This is a genomic window from Bacillus sp. 05T21, from assembly GCF_056396785.1.
Genome location: NZ_JBFTMD010000086.1, coordinates 1 through 783, shown reverse-complemented (window position 1 = coordinate 783; position 783 = coordinate 1). Strand labels below are relative to the sequence as shown.

1 protein-coding gene is annotated in these 783 nt (G+C 37.7%); it reads right to left on the bottom strand.

The window, feature by feature from the left end:
• Positions 1–783: acyltransferase family protein (locus AC1DKZ_RS32810; RefSeq protein ID WP_476997972.1), on the bottom strand; the 783-nt coding region annotated here is incomplete at both ends.

Here is a 783-nt window from a genome sequence, read left to right as displayed (position 1 = left end):
ATGTAAGAATTGGATAATGCCAAAGATATATGCCATACGACCTTATTCCTATCCAACGTAAAGGTCTAAATCGTAAAAATTGAGCGATACGGCTCGCTGGATGAGCAAGATTTGCCACTAACAATGCTGTTGCAATTGATAAAAGGACCATTCCCCCACGGTATAGAAACGGCTCATATTGATTCGTCTTCCAAAACATAATGAGAATGATACTAAGAGCAACTCCCCCAATAACATCAAGAATAAGACGTGCTTGCGGAATAATTTTATTCGCAAGTCTACTGCTTGGCCAAATTAAAGCAAGTGCCGCTCCAATTAACAAAGAAAAAGCCCGTGTATCAGTACCGTAATAAATTCTACTTGGGTCAGAGCCTGGTTCATATAGAATTGCCATTGCTAAAGCAGATGCAATTGCTCCTAGACAAATAAATAAGATCATGCGTGATTGTTTTTTTATGTAATAAAATCCTAAACTAATGACGAACGGCCAAACCACATAAAATTGTTCCTCAACAGCTAACGACCAAAAATGATTTAGCGGAGAAGGCTGACCAAAGCTATCAAAATAAGATAATTTATGATAAATATACCACCAGTTACTAACATAAAATAACGCCGCTAATGAATCCCCACGCATTTTTTCAAGTAAAGAGCTATGAAAAATCGTAATCCAGGCCAACGTTATAACGAGCATAACAAACATTGCTGGAAGCAATCTCCTTGCCCTACTAAGCCAGAATTTCTTCAAATCAATTCTCTTATTTCTCTTCCACTCCATCGCTA